Source organism: Brevibacillus invocatus, from assembly GCF_003710915.1.
Lineage (GTDB): Bacteria > Bacillota > Bacilli > Brevibacillales > Brevibacillaceae > Brevibacillus > Brevibacillus invocatus.
Window position 1 is genome coordinate 24559 of sequence record NZ_RHHR01000028.1, and the last position, 13693, is coordinate 38251.

The 13693-nt window shown below is 50.1% G+C and carries 12 protein-coding genes and 1 pseudogene; 11 read left to right on the forward strand and 2 right to left on the reverse strand.

Features of this window, described 5'->3' with window-relative positions:
- Positions 1 to 3 precede the first annotated feature (3 nt).
- Positions 4 to 726: an ABC transporter ATP-binding protein gene (locus tag EDM52_RS14820; protein WP_122909754.1), complete on the forward strand. Its 723-nt coding sequence runs from the start codon at positions 4 to 6 to the stop codon at positions 724 to 726.
- Complete coding sequence (locus EDM52_RS14825) at positions 723 to 1934, forward strand: ABC transporter permease (RefSeq protein WP_122909755.1); 1212 nt, start codon at positions 723 to 725, stop codon at positions 1932 to 1934. Before EDM52_RS14820 ends, EDM52_RS14825 begins: the two co-directional genes overlap by 4 nt.
- A 936-nt stretch (positions 1935 to 2870) precedes the next feature.
- On the opposite strand, the gene EDM52_RS14835 is transcribed toward EDM52_RS14825, so the two are convergent.
- The gene (locus EDM52_RS14835) at positions 2871 to 3194 is read right to left on the reverse strand and encodes a hypothetical protein (RefSeq protein WP_122909757.1); all 324 of its coding nucleotides are present in this window, start codon (positions 3192 to 3194) and stop codon (positions 2871 to 2873) included.
- A 187-nt stretch (positions 3195 to 3381) separates the two neighbouring features.
- Between EDM52_RS14835 and mscL the strand changes: the two genes are divergently transcribed.
- Positions 3382 to 3840, forward strand: a complete 459-nt coding sequence (mscL, locus tag EDM52_RS14840) for a large conductance mechanosensitive channel protein MscL (RefSeq protein ID WP_122909758.1) — start codon at positions 3382 to 3384, stop codon at positions 3838 to 3840.
- A 128-nt stretch (positions 3841 to 3968) separates the two neighbouring features.
- Here the strand turns inward: mscL and EDM52_RS14845 are convergent, their stop codons facing one another.
- Positions 3969 to 4568 carry an undecaprenyl-diphosphatase gene (locus EDM52_RS14845; protein ID WP_122909759.1) on the reverse strand — a complete coding sequence of 200 codons (600 nt, stop codon included), beginning with the start codon at positions 4566 to 4568 and terminating at the stop codon, positions 3969 to 3971.
- A gap of 239 nt (positions 4569 to 4807) precedes the next feature.
- Between EDM52_RS14845 and EDM52_RS14850 the strand changes: the two genes are divergently transcribed.
- From EDM52_RS14850 to murQ, 8 genes and pseudogenes are all read left to right on the forward strand, one after another.
- On the forward strand, positions 4808 to 6028 hold the full coding sequence (locus EDM52_RS14850) for an anhydro-N-acetylmuramic acid kinase (protein ID WP_122909760.1): 1221 nt from the start codon (positions 4808 to 4810) through the stop codon (positions 6026 to 6028).
- 26 nt (positions 6029 to 6054) lie between these two features.
- The gene (locus tag EDM52_RS14855; protein ID WP_122909761.1) at positions 6055 to 7617 is read left to right on the forward strand and encodes an ABC transporter substrate-binding protein; all 1563 of its coding nucleotides are present in this window, start codon (positions 6055 to 6057) and stop codon (positions 7615 to 7617) included.
- 125 nt (positions 7618 to 7742) lie between these two features.
- Complete coding sequence (locus EDM52_RS14860; protein ID WP_122909762.1) at positions 7743 to 8684, forward strand: ABC transporter permease; 942 nt, start codon at positions 7743 to 7745, stop codon at positions 8682 to 8684.
- Positions 8685 to 8702: 18 nt separating this feature from the next.
- Positions 8703 to 9536 (forward strand): ABC transporter permease, encoded by an 834-nt coding sequence (locus tag EDM52_RS14865; RefSeq protein ID WP_122909763.1) that lies wholly within the window; start codon positions 8703 to 8705, stop codon positions 9534 to 9536.
- Positions 9537 to 9551: 15 nt separating this feature from the next.
- Positions 9552 to 10772, forward strand: a complete 1221-nt coding sequence (locus tag EDM52_RS14870; protein ID WP_122909764.1) for a serine hydrolase domain-containing protein — start codon at positions 9552 to 9554, stop codon at positions 10770 to 10772.
- Between the two features lie 17 nt (positions 10773 to 10789).
- Positions 10790 to 11764 (forward strand): ABC transporter ATP-binding protein, encoded by a 975-nt coding sequence (locus EDM52_RS14875; RefSeq protein ID WP_122909765.1) that lies wholly within the window; start codon positions 10790 to 10792, stop codon positions 11762 to 11764.
- A pseudogene (locus tag EDM52_RS14880) lies at positions 11761 to 12723 on the forward strand (ABC transporter ATP-binding protein). The gene EDM52_RS14875 and the pseudogene EDM52_RS14880 overlap by 4 nt, the downstream one beginning before the upstream one ends.
- A 48-nt stretch (positions 12724 to 12771) precedes the next feature.
- Positions 12772 to 13677, forward strand: coding sequence for an N-acetylmuramic acid 6-phosphate etherase (murQ, locus tag EDM52_RS14885; protein ID WP_122909766.1), 906 nt, complete (start codon positions 12772 to 12774; stop codon positions 13675 to 13677).
- The last annotated feature ends 16 nt before the right edge of the window (positions 13678 to 13693 follow it).

The following is a 13693-nucleotide window of genomic DNA, read 5'->3' on the forward strand; positions in this document are numbered from 1 at the left end:
CAGATGAGACCAGTCATTCAGATGGAAGATTTGAAGAAACGGTATCAGATCGGCGATCAGGAGATCCAGGCGCTGCGCGGCGTCAGTCTCTCGATCGAAACGGGTGATTTCGTAGCCATCATGGGCCCATCTGGTTCAGGCAAGTCATCGATGATGAACGTGATCGGCTGCCTCGACAAGCCGACCTCAGGTGAGTTTTACCTCGATGGATACCCGGTATCGCAAGCGCATGATGACGAATTGGCCGAGATTCGCAATCAGAAGATCGGATTCGTTTTTCAAAACTTCAACCTGCTGCCCCGCACTACCGCTGTGGAAAATGTGGAGCTGCCCTTGCTGTACGCAGGTACGCCAGCAAAGGAAAGACGGGAGCGCGCCATTCAGGCATTGTTAGACGTGGGACTGGGCGAGCGACTGAACAACAAGCCGAATGAATTGTCTGGCGGACAGCAGCAGCGTGTTTCGATTGCACGCGCATTGGTGAATGATCCGGTCATTCTGCTGGCTGACGAGCCGACAGGGGCACTCGATACGAAGACGAGCGTGGAGATCATGGGGATTTTCCAGCAGCTGAATAATGCCGGAAAAACCGTTATTCTCGTCACACATGAACCCGACATTGCTGAATACGCCAAGCGAATTGTCCGTTTTCGCGATGGGCAGATCGTCTCCAATGAAATCGTGGAGGAGCGCAGAAGAGTGTTGCTAGAGGAAGTGATCACATGAGTTTTCTAGAGAGCTTGCGCGTTTCCTTTCGCAGTATCAAGGCGAACGGGCTTCGTTCCGTATTGACCATGCTGGGGATAATCATCGGCGTTGCGGCCGTCATTGCGATGGTCGCAATCGGTGAAGGAACGTCTGCCAGTGTAGCTAATCAGATCAATGGCTTGGGAAGCAATCTGCTGATCGTCTCTCCTGGACAGGCTACACAAGGTCGCGTCAGTCTGGGGGCAGGGTCATTGAACACCTTGACTCTCGCAGATGCGGAGAAAATAGCGGAAAGTGAAGCAGTGTCTGGTGTTGCCCCGAGTGTCAATGGCAGAGCGCAGATCGTCTTTGGGAGCAACAACTATTCGACCATGCTGGAGGGCACGACGGAATCTTTTCCTGACGTGCGCAATGTTCAGGTAGCAGATGGACGCTTTTTCTCCAATTTTGAAGTGAGAAAGCAGATGAATGTGGCGGTTGTAGGTACTGAGGTTGTCAATAACCTGTTTACGGGAAGCAGTCCAATTGGACAGACGATTCAGATCAACCGGATCCCCTTCTCGATCATTGGGGTCTTGAAAAGCCAGGGAAGCTCCGGGATGACCAACAATGATGACCGGATACTCATACCGGTGACAACGGCGATGAGCCGTTTGACAGGTGGCAAGAATGTAGGCACGATATACGTATCGGCAGCATCGGCAAACGATATGGAAAAAGCCCAGCAGGATACGAGAAATGCCTTGCGTTCCCAGCACAGCCTAAGACCGAACGAAGCAGATGATTTTCGCATTACTTCGCAATCCGACATCCTGAGTACGGCTCAAGAGGTCTCTAGCTCGATGACGACATTGCTCTCAGGGATCGCAGCCATATCGTTGATCGTCGGAGGAATCGGCGTCATGAATATCATGCTCGTCTCGGTAACAGAGCGTACGCGTGAGATCGGTATCCGCAAAGCGATCGGAGCGAAAAAACGAGATATCATGCGCCAGTTTCTGATCGAGGCAGTCACGCTGAGTCTGATCGGAGGTGTCGTCGGCATTCTGCTGGGAATAGGAGCGGCTCTTGGGGTCAGCAAGCTGGGCGGAATGGCAACAGCGATCACCATTTCACCGATTCTCTACGCTTTCCTGACCTCCACGATTGTGGGCGTTGTGTTTGGCGTCTATCCAGCGAGAAAAGCAGCACAGCTCAAGCCGATTGACGCTCTGCGTTACGAATAGAAAAGAAAAGAACCCAGTTGCGAGCTCACATGAGGTAGGAAATTCAGCCAAATGTGGACGGTGCAACTGGGTTTTTCTATCGTTTGTGCAGATCAGATTATCTGACGGAAATGCTTGTTTTGCCAACACCTGTGGATCATGCAATTCACTAACACATTCTCAAGTGGATTGATTTGGAAAAGGATCGGACATACTAGCTCCATGAGGTGGTAGAGGGATATGGAGCAGAATGTTGAATTTTTCGCATCATGGCGGGAAGCAGCATATATCCGACGAAAAATGAAATCGAGCAATATCCAGTATTCTATTCAGCAAATACAGGGGAAATCTAACATCCTTTTTGTCTTTCCAAAGGTAAGTATCAGTCAGTATGTGTATCTGCACATCCTGTTTGGGACAAAAGCAGGGGGGACTAGTAAGTGAAAATGCGAGGAAATAGAGTATAATCTAGCTATATTTTAAATATTTCGTTAAAAAACAAAAGCTGACACTTTTCGATAGGAGAGTTTCATAGTACAATTTCATTATGAACGAACTTGGGGAAGTTCGGGATGGCGGCTCGAATCTACGCAGTGGAGCCGCCTCTTTTTTTATTTATAGGAATTTATAAGCTTCAAGCTTATGAATTCTGAAGCGCATGACAAGGTGCCTCAGGGTCCGCGCCTGGCATTGCTTCGGTAAAACTTTCCGCTAAAGCGCGGTCGTTCCTCCTTGAATAAGCCTCGCTCAAGGTTATCTTCTTGAAAAGGTTAATGCAGGCATTAGTACCTAAATATACAGCTGGAAACTAGTTCGATAAGATTATATGATAGAGTTGTTCACGTGAATACTTCCGTACTATTCTCTCCCAGGTTAAAAACCTGGGCTTTTTTCTGCATAAGCATAGCTCGGCTTGGCTGGCGTACATAGTGAGAAAAGGAAGAGGGGGCGTCGTTATTACGATTTGGAGGGTGCAAAGCTGCCTTGCAGCAAAGCGTCGATTAATTGCTCCTGTGTCAAAGAAATCGTGATGCCGGGTTCCGGCACGTCCACCATAAAGCGCTGCTCTTTGTAAAGATACCAGAGGCTGCCTGAGGGCTGTATCGTGTAGATTATCGTGTTTTCCTGTGTTTGCTGCCCATATTTGGCGATATCCCGCAGAGCAGTAAACAATTCTCCCCAAACAGGCAGGTAAGGCTTTTGCTGATGCTGTACCAGTGCATGAATGAGCTGTTTTTTGGCCAGCTCGATCAATTGGTTCGGTTGTACTAGGGAAAACATCACATAATCTGACTCCTTTGTGAGACATGTCAGTTGTATCGAAGGAGATTCTTTGAAGAAAAAAGGAAGACGAATTTTGTCGAATTTAAAATTAGTGTAGAATAGATAGGAAAATGATGCAATAGGAGAGAAGCATCATTAAGAATGATTGAAAGCGTGCGTTCTAAGGAAAGAGGAGGAAGAGAAGTTGCTTAAAGAGTTTAAGGAGTTTGCGCTAAAAGGAAATGTAATGGACCTTGCAGTCGGGGTCGTCATCGGGACGGCCTTTGGAAAGATTGTTTCATCGCTGGTAAACGATTTGATTACGCCGACGATTGGCTTGCTGCTCGGAAAGGTGGATTTCTCCAATCTTTTCATTAACTTGTCTGACGTTCCCTACAAAACGTTGGCAGACGCCAAAGCAGCAGGAGCGGCTACTATCAATTACGGCCTGTTCCTGAATACGGTCATCGATTTCTTGATCATCGCGTTCTCGATTTTCTTGGTCATCAAGCAGCTGAATCGCTTCAAGAAAAAACAAGAGGAAGCAAAGCCGCCAGCTTCAACCAAGGAATGCCCACATTGCATTACTCAGATTCCGATCAAAGCGACGCGTTGCCCGAATTGCACCTCTATTCTGCAAGCCGGGGAACATGAGCCTGCTTAATTGAAACAGACATTGAAAATGGGAAAGGATAGACCAGAGCTTATACCTTCAGCTCAGGTCTATCCTTTTTTCTTTCAAAGGAGGGTCGAACAGGGGGGCATCCATGCTTCGTCTACAGTAGCGGTGTATTACAAGCTTCTTTCTTTATCTTTTCGTGGAAGCACAGCCAGCTCAATCCTTTCATACAGAGCCAAAAGCCTTTGGATCAGCGGAGCCTTGGGTACGATTGCGTAAGAGAGGAGAGCAGAAAGCGTACCAAAAATCGCACCAACCAGCACGTCAGCGGGATAATGCACACCAACTCCGATCCTGGATAGAGCGACACAGACTGCGAGGATCATCCAGATCAGGCGATGTTTTTTCCCGAACAACCAAAACGTCAGGCAAAACGTGAAGAAGAGAATGGTGTGGTCGCTGGGGAAGGAATTATCAATCGCTTTATCCACCAGCTGGTGAACGGCTGAAAGCTCTGCAAAGGGTTGGTTGTTGGCATGGACGAACCCTGCCAGTTTCGCCAGAATCTCTGCAATGAGAAGGGAGAGGGCAGCGCTGATGATCATGATTCTGTTTTCGTTTTTCCTCGTAAACCAGTAGATGACTACAGCGAGTGCCAAGAGATACACCGTATATTCGGCAAAAAAGAAAAATACAGGATCGAGAAAGGCGAATTGCTTGCCTAAGTCATTGATGGCACGAAAAGCCGAGATATTGATTTCCATGAGATTCAAAGAGAAGTTTCCTCCTTATTTCCATTTATATAGAGAAGATACAGGATCACTTCTCTCAAAAATATCGATCTAGCTTACGCCTACCTTACAATCCTGTAAGAATCCAAAAATTTCTTCTCAATCTGAAATATTGTTTACCAACATCCGATTGACTGGTGTAATTTTATTTCATATAATGAAAACGTAATCAAGATAGAATTATGTAAGCATTCAAAATATCCCGTACAGGGGGGAGTAGGATGAATCAACCTGCGAGTTTGCTCGACTACCGTGACAAGCAGGATCATATGCTCATCGGTTTGATGTCAGGTACTTCACTGGATGGGATTGATGCCGCGCTCGTTGCCATTCGGACGGATGAGAGCGGCGAAATTGAACAGGTGTCCTTGAAGGAATTCACGTACCTCCCGTATTCGGATGAGGTGCGGGAGTGGGTCATGAATTTGTGCAGTCTTCAGACAGCCAGACTTGATTTGTTGACCACGGCACACTACGGTTTATCCGAGTGGTATGCTTATTCCGTACAGAGTTTGATTGAAAAAGCGGGGATCACAGCAGCGGAAGTTGACGCTGTTTGCACGCATGGGCAAACAGTCTGGCATATTGCTGGACGCACTCCGTTTCCAGGACCAAGCGGGATGACGGAGGTTCGGGCTTCCTTGCAGATCGGAGACCTTTCCCTTTTGGCAGAACGTACGGGCATCCCGGTTGTCGGGAATTTTCGAGCAAGAGATCTGGCTGCAGACGGCGAGGGAGCTCCGCTCGTACCCTATGCGGACTACATACTCTTCCGAGATCCTGCAAAAGGCAGACTCCTGCAAAATATCGGGGGCATCGCCAATGTGACGATACTGCCGGCAGGGGAAGGCATTGAAAAAGTAGTAGCTTTTGATACAGGGCCAGGTAACATGATCATCGACCAGATCATCCATGTCATCACAAATGGCAAGATGCGCTACGATGAAGGCGGCCTGATGGCTTCTACGGGAAGCGTGTCAGAGGAAATGCTGACAAAGCTTCTGCAGGATCCGTACTACCAGCTCCAGCCACCTAAGAGTACAGGACGCGAAGTATACGGTAAAGCCTTTGCTCAGGAGCTTATCTCCATGGCGCATTTCATGGGGTTGAGTCATGAAGATCTCCTCGCTACCGTGACATCGCTGACAGCCACTACCATCGCACAGGCGTACAAGCAGCATGTCTTGCCGAAGACGCCTATAAAGGAAGTGATTGTCTCCGGGGGTGGGGCACATAACCAAACGCTGTTGCGCATGCTTCGAGCGCAATTGCCGGAAGAAATGGCTGTGATGACGACGCAGCAATTCGGCATGCCGGATGACGCGAAGGAAGCAGTTGCATTCGCCATTTTAGGTCATGAGACACTAATGGGCAGGCCATCGAATGTTCCATCTGTTACAGGTGCGAAGAGGGCTGTGCCGTTAGGAAATATATGCTTTTAACGAAAGATAACGTAGGGGGTAACATCGTGAAGAAACGCGTGTTGGCAGGATTTTTCCTATCTATGACCCTGGTTCTGTCGGCTTGTTCAGGTGGAGGTACCGCTCCATCCAACCAGTCACAGCCGCAAGAGCAGCCGGCGCAGGAACAGCCGCAAACGCCAGCTAAGACAGAACTGATTGTAGCAGCAGAACAGGAACCAGTTGGGTTTGACCCTCACAAGGTTCCAGCCGCTTCCAGTGCGAGAATTTACGGTCTGATTTACGACAGCTTGACCAAGCTGGATGAAAACCTGGAACTCATCCCGCACCTTGCTGAAAAATGGGAGACATCCGAGGATGGCAAGACCATCACGGTAACGCTGGCACAAGGCGTCAAGTTCCATGATGGCAAAGATTTGACAGCCGAAGATGTAAAATTCACTTTTGAGCGCATTCTGAATCCGGATACCGGTTCGATCTCCAAGTCTTATTTCTCCAGCCTGGAGTCGATCGAAGTGAAAGACCCGACTACAGTCGTATTTCACTTGAAAAACGCGGATGCTGCTTTCATGGCAAATACGAGCAGCGCATCCACTGCGATCGTACCAGTTGGCGCTGGCGATTTGACCAAGGATACAGCGGGCAGCGGACCGTATATGTTGGAAAAGTACGAGTCTGGCCAATACGTTCTTTTGAAAAAGAATCCAACTTACTTCAAACCTGAACTGGCAAAAATGGAAACAATCAAGTTCCAGATCATGAAGGATGAAGCAGAACGTCTGGCTGCAATCCGCGCTGGTAAAATTGACGTTTCGATGGTATCTGCCGATTCTGCTACCCTTTTGCAAGGTAAAGAAGGTGTAGAAGTAAAAGGCTACCAATCGCTCGAATACAGCTACCTGGGTATCAACGTAAACAAAAAACCGTTTGATGATCCGAAGGTACGCCAAGCGATCAGCTATGCGGTAGATCGTAATACCATTGTCCAAACGGTCTGGAAGGGCGAAGCAGCTCTGACCGGTCCAATCGCGCCAGCTGTAAAAGGCTTCGCATTGGATACGAGCAGCTATGATACCTACAACCACAACATCGATAAGGCGAAGGCACTTTTGGCTGAAGCAGGATATGCAAATGGCTTTGAAACCGTGATCGACACGGCTGCTACGTACCCTGACATGGTCGAGACTGCTATCATTCTGCAACAACAGCTGAAAGCGATTGGCATCAACGCGAAAATCAATCAGCTGGAGTGGGGCAACTACATCGATGTGTGGAAGTCCAAAGATGGCAATCTGATGGTTGGACGCAATACTTCCGGTGTTGACGCTGACCGTTCCATGCGCTTCTTCTTCCATAGCGCCGGTTCCGCCAACGTATGGAACTACTCCAGCCCTGCTTATGACGAGCTGGTAGAAAAAGCATTGATGACAGTGAATCCAGATGAACGCAAGAAAATGTACGATCAAGCACAAATGATGCTGGTTAATGAAGATGTTCCAAACCTGTTCCTGGCTTCTCCAAAGAACTTCTATGCGGTTCGTGACAACATCGAGTTTTCGCCATCTGCAGCGGGAGAGAGCTTCGCGCTGGTAAGAGCCTCAATCAAGTAAGAATAGTGAATGGTGGCTCCGCCGGATCAAAGGCGGAGCCATGTTTTTAACGTATAGGCTTCGATAGAGGTTTATATTACGTAAAAGAAGAAAGATTTAGAGGTTGGAAAGAGGGAGGGGCCTTAGTGGGAGCTTATCTGATCAAACGTGTTATCAGCCTGATTCCGATCCTGTTCGGTATCTCCGTGTTGGTCTTTACCATCTTGCATCTGGTGCCAGGTGACCCTGCCTCCATCATGCTGGGAACCAATGCAACCGAAGAGTCGATTGCTGCCCTGCGAAAAAGCATGGGACTGGATGAACCATTAGTAACGCAATACCTGACTTGGATAGGTGGACTCTTCCAGGGCAATTTTGGTGTATCCGTTCACTCAGGCGAAGAAATTTTACCGCAAATTCTAAAGCGTTTTGGAATTACGCTGCAATTGACAGTATTTGCTGTCCTGATTGGCTGGCTGGTTGCGATTCCTTTTGGGATTCTATCCGCCATTCGCGCCCATTCGAAGACGGACATCACGGTTCGCGTCATGACCTTGCTGGGGATTTCTGTTCCGAACTTCGCGATCGGAACGCTGCTGCTGCTGGCGTCGTCCCTGTACTTCAACTGGTTTCCCCCGATTGATGTCGTCAGCTTCTGGGAGAACCCGGTCGAAGCGTTCAAGGTGTTTGTACTGCCAGCAACCACGATGGGAATTGTCGTAGCTGCCGGTGTCATGCGAATGACGCGTTCTGCCTTTTTGGAAACGATGGACAAGGATTTTATCCGGACAGCTCGTGCCAAAGGAAACAACAAATGGACAGTAGTCGTGGGACATGCGTTCCGCAACTCCTCGATCCCGATTGTGACGATCGCGGGTATGCAGATCGGCTATTTGCTTGGTGGCTCCGTCATTGTAGAACAGCTATTTTCCATTCCTGGCCTGGGCCAATACGTACTGGAGGCCATTTATCAACGTGACTATCCGGTCGTGCAGGGAGGCGTTCTCTTTGTCGCCCTAGTCTTTGTTCTGGTCAATCTGCTTATCGACCTGATCTATACCTGGATTGATCCAAGAATCAAGTACTGACACGGGGGGGATGAAGACATGAGCACTTTTCGTAAACGATTTTGGGCCAACAAAACGGCCGTTGTATGTTCCATATTGCTTCTAATGCTCTGTTTGGTAGCGATTTTTGCCCCGATCCTGGCTCCCCATGATCCTACTGAAATCTTTCAAAACAACCGAATGGAAGGCAGTTCCAGCGAGTTTCTCCTAGGGACAGACCAATTCGGTCGCGATTTGCTGAGCCGTGTCATCTATGGTGCGCGCGTGTCTCTGTTAGTCGGGATTTCTGCCGTCATGGTGAGTGTTTTCTTCGGGACTTTGTTTGGTTTGATCGCGGGTTACTTTGGACGCTGGATTGACGGTTTTATCATGCGCGTCATGGATGTGCTGTTTGCATTTCCAGAGATTTTGCTCGCGCTGGCGATTGTAGCTGCATTGGGACCCGGTACTTTCAACACGATTATGGCGATCGGAATCGTCAATATTCCGATCTTTACGAGAACGGTGAGGGGGGCGGTCCTCTCGATCAAAAACCTTGAATTCGTGGAGAGCGCCCGCGCCATCGGAGCTAGTACCCCGCGCATTTTATTCAAGGAAATTTTTCCGAATGTCACAGCGCCGCTGCTCGTGCAATCTTCACTGGCGATCTCCGGTGCGATTCTCACAGAGTCTGCACTCAGCTTCCTTGGCTTGGGTATTCAGCCGCCGGATCCGTCCTGGGGAGGAATGATTTCAGAGGCACGTCGCTATATGGAACTGGCACCCGGAATGATCATCTGGCCGTGTGTGGCGATGACGATCACCATTCTTTCCTGCAATATGTTCGGGGATGCTGTTCGCGATATTCTGGATCCGCGTCATCGCGGCAAATAAGCAGGAGGAAACCGAATGGACAAGAATGCGATCACCCTGCAAATCGAAAAGAGTCTGGATCGCGGAATCGATCAGAAGATTTTTCCTGGTGGTGCTGTCCTTTTACAGCGAAAAGGAATGTCGGATATAACGGTGTACAGGGGAAGGACCGGCTATGCGACAGACGACGAGCCGATCACGTCCGATACGCTGTATGACTTGGCTTCCTTGACAAAAGTGGTGGTGACCCTGCCGCTGATTCTGCTCAGTGTCCAGCACGGAAAGCTGTCTTTGACGGATAGCGTTGTGACGCACCTGCCTGAATTTGGGGAAGGTCCGGGCAAGAGCGAGAAGGAGCAGATCAAGATCATCCATTTGCTCACACACTCCTCCGGTCTGCCGGCTTGGCGTCCGTTCTTTATAAAAGGTCATGGTAAACGCGAGTATTTGCGCTATATCGCGGATGAGTCCTTGATCTACAAGCCTGGCGAAAACGTCGTGTACAGCGACTTGGGATTTATGCTTCTGGGCTTTGTACTGGAGGAAATTTGGGGAGAAGAGCTGGATGCTCTGGCAAAGCGTCTGATTTTTAGACCGAGTGGCATGACACGAACGACTTATTTGCCACTTGAGCAAGCTTCGCTAAAAGAATGCGTGATTGCTCCTGCAGAAGAGGGAAGTCCGTTTGAGTGGAATATGGCAAAGCAGTTTTTGATGCAGCTGGATGCCGTTCAAGATCCTCGAGCAGAAGAGTGGCGAGCAGCCCTGGATGCTTTTAGCTGGCGAAAAGGGGTTATTCGAGGCCATGTTCACGACTGCAATGCCTATCACGGTATGGGAGGCGTGAGTGGTCATGCTGGACTCTTTTCCTCCCTGGAAGATTTGTCCCTCTACATGCGAATCTGGACGTCAGCCGATGCGCCTGTACGCATGGACCCGATCCTGCGAGCTTTTGCGATCCGGGCACAGACGGGGCAATCCGTACCGAGAAGAGCCGTAGGCTGGGAAGCGTCCGCTCCAGGCGGTGAGCTGGCTCAGATCGCACATGGCTGTACCGGGGGAGATCTCTTGTCCGAGCAAGCATTCGGACATTCTGGGTTTACGGGTACCTCGATCTGGTCTGATCCAGTCCGGGGAGCAACGCTCATCACACTGACAAACCGGGTGCATCCCGTGGTCAATACGAACATGAACGCGTGGCGCCGTTCCCACCACAACGTGGTATTTGGCACAATCCAGCCTGTCGGCACATCCTGAGAAGAGGGGGAGTACCCATGACAGCCATGCTACAAATAAGCGATTTGCGCACTTCTTTTCTGCAATCGGGAGAGAAGCTTACCGTCATCGAAGGTGTCAGCCTGTCCGTAGCGCCGGGAGAAACAGTCGGCGTCGTGGGCGAGTCGGGATGCGGCAAAAGTGTCACCAGCCTGTCCGTCATGCAGCTTTTGGGACGCAATGTACAGCTAGAGGGGAGCATTCGTTTTCAGGAAAAGGAATTGCTCACTTTGACAGATAAACAGATGGAATCGATCCGAGGCAATCAGATCGCGATGATCTTCCAGGAGCCGATGACGTCCTTGAATCCGCTTCACACCATTGGCAAGCAGATCAGCGAGCCGCTTCGCCGCCACTTGGGGCTGAACAAGCAGCAAGCCAAGGAACGCACCATCCAGCTTCTCAAGGAGGTCGGAATCCCGCGTGCGGAAGATATCATTTCCGACTACCCCCACCAGCTGTCTGGAGGGATGAGACAGCGTGTGATGATTGCGATGGCGATGGCATGTACGCCCAAGCTGTTGATCGCTGACGAGCCGACGACTGCCCTGGACGTGACCATTCAGGCGCAGATTCTGGAGCTGATGAAAAAAGTGCGGAATGAGCACGGCACTTCCATTTTGCTCATCACGCACGACCTGGGTGTCGTAGCCGAGATGTGCCACCGCGTGATCGTCATGTACGCGGGCCAGATCGTGGAAGAAGCTGACGTCAAGCAGCTGTTTGACGAACCGAAGCACCCTTATACACGCGGCTTGCTCAATTCCATGCCAAGTCTGAACAACAATCAGGAACGCCTCGATGCGATTCCGGGAGCTGTTCCTATGCTTACGGAAATGCCGAAAGGATGCCGTTTTGCGCCCCGTTGCTCGCAGGTCATGGACGTATGCCGCGAGAAGAATCCGGAGCTCAAGAGCATTTCGGAGACTCAAAAATGCCGCTGCTGGCTGTACGGTGAGGGGGGAACACAATGACGCAACCGCTTTTAGAAGTAAAATCGTTGACCAAGCATTTTACGAGCAAGCCGGGACTATTCAGCAAGGAAAAAGTGGTGCGCGCTGTGGATGGCGTCAACCTGACCGTTTACCCTGGTGAAACCGTCAGCATCGTAGGTGAATCAGGCTGCGGTAAATCGACTACGGGGAGATGTATCCTGAGGCTGATCGAGCCGACTGACGGCGAGATTTGGTTTGACGGTAAAAATATACGGGATTTTAACGAAACGGAATTGCGAAAAGCGCGGCGCAATATGCAGCTTGTGTTTCAGGATCCGTTTGCTTCGCTCAATCCGCGCAAGTCGGTGGGTCAGATCCTGGAGGACCCATTGATCGTGCACGGAATCGGGACAGCAGCTGAACGGCGCAAGCAGGTCGAAGAAATCATCGAGATCGTCGGCTTGACCAAACAGCATTTGAATCGTTTTCCACATGAATTTTCAGGCGGGCAGCGGCAGCGGATCGGAATTGCCTGAGCATTGATTCTCAGACCCAAGCTGATCATTGCCGATGAGCCCGTTTCCGCACTGGATGTGTCGATTCAGGCGCAAATCCTGAATTTGATGCAAGACCTGCAAAAGGAATTCAAACTCACTTACTTATTCATCTCCCACGATTTGAGTGTGGTTCGCCATATCTCTGACAGGGTAGCGGTGATGTATCTAGGAAAAGTGGTGGAAGTGGCAGACAAGAAGTCTTTGTATGAAAATCCGACACATCCGTATACGCAGGCCCTGTTATCTGCGGTTCCGGTGCCCAATCCACATCATACCGCACAGCGCATTATTCTGGAGGGAGACATGCCAAGTCCGGCCAATCCGCCAACTGGCTGTACATTTCATCCACGTTGCCGTCATTGTATGGACATTTGCAAAACAACAGCTCCTCCAGTAAAAGAACAGTCAGCCGGCCACTGGGTCTCTTGTCATCTGGAGTAGCGAGAGTCTAGCCGCGAGAACGAGAACAGAGGAGGTTGAGAGTGCATCATGCAGGAACATTTACATGCATTAATGACAGAAAAGAAGAACGAAAACTCTCGGGACCTTGATCGATTGAGCGTCAGGGCCATCGTACAAATGATGAACGATGAGGACAAGAAGGTGCCTTACGCTGTGGAGCGCGTATTGGATCAAGTGTCTGAGTCGGTGGAAATCATCGTTGCAGCTTTGGAAAACGAAGGACGTCTCTTCTACTTTGGAGCGGGAACGAGCGGTAGGTTGGGGATACTGGATGCCTCTGAGTGCCCGCCGACCTTCGGAACAGATCCTGAATTGGTTCAGGGTGTGATCGCGGGAGGGCCATCTGCGATGGTTCGCGCTGTCGAGGGAGCAGAAGACTCGATGGAGCTGGGACGAGAGGATGTGCGCCTTCACGGAATTACCAGTCAGGATGTGGTGGTGGGCATCGCGGCGAGTGGACGGACACCATACGTCATGGGTGTCCTGAAGGAGGCCCAACTGATCGGAGCCAGGACGATTGCCGTTTCGTGCAATGAGAAGGCAACCATCAATGAAGGCGTAGACGTAGCGATCAACGTCGTGGTCGGGCCTGAGGTATTGACGGGCTCCACCCGCTTGAAAGCAGGAACTGCACAAAAGCTGGTATTGAACATGCTGACTACAGCAACCATGATCCGGATGGGCAAAGTCTACGGCAATCTCATGGTCAACGTTCAGGCGACGAACCACAAGCTAAAGGAACGGGTCAAGCGGATCATTATGGAAGTTACCGGCGTCAGCTATGACGAAGCAGAAAAGCTTTCTGTGCTGGCAGATGGGGATGCCAAAACCGCGATTTTGATGAGATTGACAGGCACAAGCAGGGAAGAAGCAAACCGTCTGTTGAAACTAACGAAGGGAAGAATCCGTGAAGCGATCCAACAGTACGGGTAAACGTGGTATTGCTGCA